The organism is Bradyrhizobium lablabi, from assembly GCF_001440475.1.
GTDB lineage: Bacteria > Pseudomonadota > Alphaproteobacteria > Rhizobiales > Xanthobacteraceae > Bradyrhizobium > Bradyrhizobium lablabi.
Genome location: NZ_LLYB01000043.1, coordinates 80,394 through 86,373, shown reverse-complemented (window position 1 = coordinate 86,373; position 5,980 = coordinate 80,394). Strand labels below are relative to the sequence as shown.

General features: G+C 61.6%; 3 protein-coding genes and 1 pseudogene. 2 read left to right on the top strand and 2 right to left on the bottom strand.

Features of this window, described 5'->3' with window-relative positions:
* Positions 1–199 (top strand): annotated as a pseudogene (locus CQ14_RS45685) (transporter); the annotation flags it as partial.
* A 69-nt stretch (positions 200–268) separates the two neighbouring features.
* The gene (locus CQ14_RS05230; protein ID WP_057856860.1) at positions 269–922 is read left to right on the top strand and encodes a MarC family protein; all 654 of its coding nucleotides are present in this window, start codon (positions 269–271) and stop codon (positions 920–922) included.
* 135 nt (positions 923–1,057) lie between these two features.
* Here CQ14_RS05230 and CQ14_RS05225 read toward each other — a convergent pair whose 3' ends face one another.
* Both CQ14_RS05225 and CQ14_RS05220 read right to left on the bottom strand, forming a co-directional pair.
* The gene (locus tag CQ14_RS05225) at positions 1,058–3,976 is read right to left on the bottom strand and encodes an amidohydrolase family protein (RefSeq protein WP_057856859.1); all 2,919 of its coding nucleotides are present in this window, start codon (positions 3,974–3,976) and stop codon (positions 1,058–1,060) included.
* Positions 3,977–4,302: 326 nt separating this feature from the next.
* Positions 4,303–5,739 carry a CoA transferase gene (locus CQ14_RS05220; RefSeq protein WP_245320199.1) on the bottom strand — a complete coding sequence of 479 codons (1,437 nt, stop codon included), beginning with the start codon at positions 5,737–5,739 and terminating at the stop codon, positions 4,303–4,305.
* Positions 5,740–5,980 lie beyond the last annotated feature (241 nt).

The window sequence follows — 5,980 nt, the reverse complement described above, 5'->3', positions numbered from 1 at the left end:
GTCGCGGGTGCTCGGCGTCGGACCGCAGGTCGGCTACATTTTCCCGGTCGGAGACATGCAGGGATATCTGAACCTGAAGGCCTACGGCGAATTCGCCAATGAAAATCGGCCAGCAGGCTGGAACCTCTGGCTGACGTTCAATCTTTCGCCCGCGGCGGCAACGCCGCCCACGCCCACGAGGCCGATGTTCACGAAATAGAAGCGACGACTAGTTCGCCTTGCCGCCAGACGGCCGATTGTCCATGTGCGGACATGAGGAATAAGGTCGATGGGTCATGAACTCTCGTTGTTCGTCGGCACGTTCGCGACATTGCTCGCGATCATAAATCCGCTCGAGGTCATGCCTGTCTATCTGAAGATGCTGGAAGGCCGGGACTCAGCCACTCATCGCCAGGTGGCTTGGAAAGCCTGCCTCTACGCCCTGTTGCTGTCTTTCTTCTTTCTGATCTTCGGAACGCTGATCCTACGATTGTTCGGCGTACCGCTGAGCATGGTCCGCATCGTCGGCGGAATTATCCTGATGAAGATCGGGTTTGAGCTATTTTCACCGTCACCTTCCGGTGGTGTGATCCCGGCTGGCGGCGTGGATCAGGGCTCTAACATCGCTTTCGTGCCACTTGCGATGCCGCTCATGTGCGGACCTGGCGCAATCGCTACCATCCTTGGCATGACTTCGACAATCAAGCGATCGTCAACAGAATTGGCCTCATTCGTGGCGATTGTCCTAGCCATTTTCGCGACAATGGTCGTCACCTACCTGTGTTTGGCATATGCCAGCAAGCTCTCCGACAGGCTCGGCGCAATGGGCATCGATGCGATCACCCGAATAGTTGGATTTTTCGTCTCGGCAATGGGCGTTGCGCTGATCTTCGACGGCGTCATCGAGGCTTTGGAGACGCATGGTATGACGACTCTGCATTGAGCCTCCTCGTGCACCACAGCCACGGGCCCTAATGTCTGCCAGTCGAGCTGCATGAATTGCGCGCCATGTGGTCAGTGCGTTCGCGATGTCATCCAGAGGATTCGCGTCGAGAACCACGCGGTCGGCGAGGTCGCATCAATGACCCGAATGCGGATCATCCGGGATTCTCACATCTTCGCCGCCGTTTGCGGTTAGCGGCTGAGGTTCTTCGAACACCCTGCCGCTGAGGAGCACCCTCCAAACCGTCAGCGTGTTCGCAATGTTGTCCAGGGGGTTGCCCTCGAGCAGCACGATATCCGCCAGCTTGCCTGGCTCCAGGCTGCCCAGGAGCTTGTCCGCCCCCACCATCGCGGCGCTGTGCTGGGTCGCGATGCGCAGCACTTCGAGCGGCGGGATTCCCGCCTGCGCGAAATTCTGGAGCTCGGCATGGACCGCCTGGCCGTACTCATCCCGGAGATTCAGTGAGTCCGTACCGGGAAGGAGTTGCACGCCATTTCTATAGGCGCGCTTTACCGTATCGATCATGGCGGTCCGGACCGGCGCGGCTTCGGGGATAAACGCGAACATGACCGGCAAGGTCGGCGTCCAACGCGTCCCCGCCGCGGCGAAAAGCTTCAGGATATCGTCGTAGTACATGTTGACGGAAAGCATGTGTTCCACCCCCTCGTGGCCGAGGAGGACTCCCCGGATCGCTTCCTCCCGGGTGAACGCGTGGGCTCGGACGGGCAGCTTCTCCTGGACCGCTGCGCGAGCTATCGCGTGATGCAACGACCACGGCAAGGTGAAATAGGACTTCAAGCCGACAGCGCCTTCTCCTTTCTCCACGCGCACGACCTCTCGCGCCTGCTCGTCGGAGGCGATGAAGGCGGAGCCGCCAAAGATGAAGGGCATCGCCTCGATCATGCTGCCGTACGAAAAGATTCGCGGCACGGGCGCCCCGAAGGCCGTGCGTCGATCCGCCCAGACGTTGAGCGTGCTCAGGTCGCTGCCCATGTCTCCCACCGAGGTGACCCCGTACGCGATCCAGAGCTCCATATGGCTGACGTCGCGAGCCGATTGGGGATGGATGGGGGTCGCGGTGTGCGTGTGCACGTCGAACAGGCCGGGAATGGCGAACCGCCCGCCGCCGTCCACCACGTTCAGGTTTCCCGGTAGCGTGTGACCCGCCTCGCTTCCGATCCACTGGATCCGGCCGTCCTCGACCAGAAGCGACGTGCCCTCAGTGAAGCCACCAACCTTGAAATCCAGGACACGCACGTTGCGGAGCAGTACCGGTGGTGGAGGTTCTGTCGAGAATTTGAGCTGGATAGGGACTTGTTTCTGTCCGCCATCCTTAAGGGGGTGGAGCCACACGTCGGCCCCGCTCGAGTAGACGAGCGAGGTACCGTCAGGCGTGAAGGCGAAATTGTGTCCGCCCCTCGGGGAAAGCCGGAACGTCTCGTCCTGCTTGACGCGATGCGCCCCGAGCGGCGCCATCCAGATCTCGTCGTTGCGGCGGAAGGCGAGCCGCTTGCCGTCCGGCGAAACCTGCGCGTCCGCCGCGAACTCCGTGAACTCGGTGATCGGTTGGCCGGCGCCGGGTGTCCCGATCGGGGAGCGATGCACTTGTCCATCGGCAGTGAAGTAGACCCACTTCCCGTCGCCCGAGAAGTGTGGGGAAGGCGTCCAACGGGGATTTCCGTCCGCCAGCTTGCGGTGTTTGCCGCTGGCGAGATCCGCGAGGTAAACGCACGGCACCTTCGGCCCGTGCGCCCGGGGCTCGTAGTATGCGTAAACGAGCTGGGTGCCGTCCGGGCTCCAGGCGGGCTGGTAGCGCCCGGTGCGAGGTTGAGAGATCAGCACCTGGTTTCGGCCGGTCGCGAGGTCCACGACTCGAAGCTGCTGGTCAGCCCCTTCGCTCAATTGATAGGCGAGCTTCTTGCCGTCAGGCGAGAGGGCCGCCGGACCCCACTCGAAGCCGCCGGTGTCGAGCAGCCGCCGGGACTCGCCTCCGGCAAGCGGCTGCCGCCACAGGGAGCCGGCGGCGGTGAAGATCACGCTTGCGCCGTCCGGAGCGAGGCGAGGAGTGAGGATGCTCGTGGGCGAGGCGGGGTTTCGATTTGTGTAAGCGGGCGGCGGCGATCCCGGCAAGAAGTCGAAGGTGATCTCCGCCGAGAAGGCGATCTCGTCGCGCTTGCCGGTGGCTGCGTCTACACGCCACAGCTTGCCCCGGTCGCCGAGGTAGATGGAGCCGTTGGCGACGCCAAACGCCGGTCGCGGCATCGGATTCGAAAGTTGCGCTGGGTAAACGCGCACGCCCTCGCCGCGGTCCTCGACTCCCTGCGCCGAACGTTCCGGCCCGCTCAACAGGACCCTCACTATCTGGTCAGTGCTGCCCCGACCCAGCGGCAGATAAGCCAGTCGTTCACGCTGCGGAAAAAGGTTCTTCAGTGGAGACGCGGCCTCGTAGAGTCGAAGGTAGAGGCCGCCGGGATCGACGCCGATCCGGTCCGCCACGCCTTCAACCATGAGCGCGGTCGTCGGCTGGCCCGCCTGGGTCGCTACTGCGAGCCGGCTCATCGCGGGTTCCTTTTCGCTCTCGAGCTCGACCTCCGACCAGACCGGGCGACCGTCGGTGAGAAACGCGACGGCCCGCGCAAAGCCGGGTTCCGACAACACCGCGACCTTGCCGTCCGCGACGCCGACCCGTCGAACCTGGCTCCTGAGCCCTTTAGGGACGACAAACCAGTAATCGCCCGCGGGTCCGAGCAGCTCATAGCTGAGAAAGGCAATGCTCTTGCCGTCGGGCGACCATGCCGGCCGGTCGGCCCAGAATTCGTTGGTTAGCCGGCGGATTCGGCCGCTCGCGATATCGAGGACGAAGACGTTGCCCTGGCTTAGGGTCTCCCGGTCGGAAATGAACGCCACGCTCGTTCCGTCCGGCGAGATGGCCGGCGCTGAATCGTAGTACGGACCGAAAGTCAGCTGCTTCGCCGCGCCGCCTGTTGTCGGCAGCTGAAACAGGTGACCCAGCGCGGTAAGGACCAGCCAGCGCCCGTCAGGCGAAACCGCCACGTCGGGATCCGTAACCTCTTTGGTTGAGATTGCGATGGACCGCGTTGGGGGATCCTTGACATCTTGTGCTACGGCAGAGCCGCTGAAAGCGGCTGGTCCCGCGAGCGCAATAGCAGCAGCCGATGCGCCAATCGAAGCTAAAAAACGCCTTCTCGACGGCAGTGAAAGGTTCAAGCGNAAGCACCATTGGCACATTTGTGATCCTCCCTTACTGTACGCTCGATCGCCCGCATTTCCTCCCCNTCTTCGCCCACCTTGAGGTTCGGGTATTGCTTCACGCTCTCCTCGTACTTGCTGATATGGGTAGCGATCAGCCTCCTTACATCTTACTTACGCCATTCTGGTTTATCCGAACCGCGATAACGAAGCACGGGGTCGGCCCAGTATCCCTTTGTCTCCGAGAACTCAACGCAGGGTGCTGGACGCCTGAGAAATCCGAGCGGCGTTTCGGCTTCAAACATATCCGGGTCGATCAGCTTGTGCTGCTCCCCGTCGCGTTTGGTATCGCCCCGCTCGAAAAAGCCGAGGGTGCCGTACCACATCGAGCAACGGCACAGAGACACCTTCACATGGTAGCTGCCGCCTTCCCTCGCTCTGCGAATGAGCGCGGCGTAAGCACCTAGAGTTCCGAAGATGCCGCTGATGACATCGTTCAACAAGCCAAAGGGCGGATATCTTGGCGCGTCCAGCGTCCCTTCCAACGCGCAGATGCCAGTCATTGGGAGCGACAGGGGATCAAAAGCTCCACGTTCTGCCCAGGCCCCGTGATGGGAAATGCCGCGCGCCGACACGTAGATGATTCCGGGGCGTTTCGCCGCAACGGTTTCGGGTGAAAGCCCATGCTCGCCCATATGGCGGTAGTTCTCCGCGAAAACATCGGCGCCCTTGATGAGGTTGTACATGACCTCGAGTTCGTCGGGTTTCTTGATGTCCACATAGGCCTGACGCATCCCGACGCCGGCCTCAAGGAAGATGTGCTCATGGAAGAACTCGTCGGGCGACGTGGTCTGGATCACCTCGGCGCCCTGTTCGGCGAATGTCCGGCCGATCACCGTTCCCGCGATCTCGTGGGTGTTGTTGATGACGCGGATCCCCGAAACGGGGCGCGCCGCACTCGGCAAGAAAGATTCGGGCGCGCTGTCGCCGATCTTGGCGATCTCGATGACCGGTGTTTGTGCGAGTTGCTGGCCGCATTCGGTGTTGGCCCATTCCTCGATGGTGCGCACCATTCCACCGACAAGCCCGCGCTCGCTGCATGCCGTCTCGAGGTCGAGCGCGTTCCACTCGGCGATTTTCGCGGCAATGGCTTCCTTGGTCGGAGCGCAACCGAGGAACGAACACCACCCGCGCTCCATGTGGGGATAAAAGCCGATCGGAGAGAAACGGCGTCCGTCTTTCGTCAGGTAGCTCTCTTCCAGAAGTGCGCAGCCATTCATGTAGGGAGCAGTATAAATCCTGCCGTTCAGTGTGGACCAAGGCATATCGGCGATATAGTGGATGGCCTTGCGCAGATCGATTTTGAGATCCTGGCTGCGTCCGGTCCGCATTTTCCAGATCATCGCCGCCGCCGCCGCCGTTCCCATGTAGGGAATTGCATAGGCCGCACCAAGTCTGATCCGGCTATCCATTATCGGGTCTTCGCCCACGAAAGTGATCGAGCCGCCAGTGTCCGATGGGTCTAGACCGACACCCCTCATAAGCTTGTTAAAGTGCTCGTTGATATTGAATGTGTCTTTGTTCGGAACGACGTTTGTCGCCGCCACTGGAACCTCCTGTTTAAAATTTTGATTATTCGGCAGATGCGGCATTGACTGGGGCCGCAGCCGCCGCAGCCTTGACTTCTTCCGCCACAGCCGCAGGCGCCGCGAGCGCAACAGCAGCAGCCGATGCGTCAATCGAAGCTAAAAAGCCTTCTCGACGGCCGCGAAAGGTTCATGCANAAGCACCATTGGCACATTTGTGATCCTCCCTTACTGTACGCTCGATCGCCCTCATCTCCTCGCG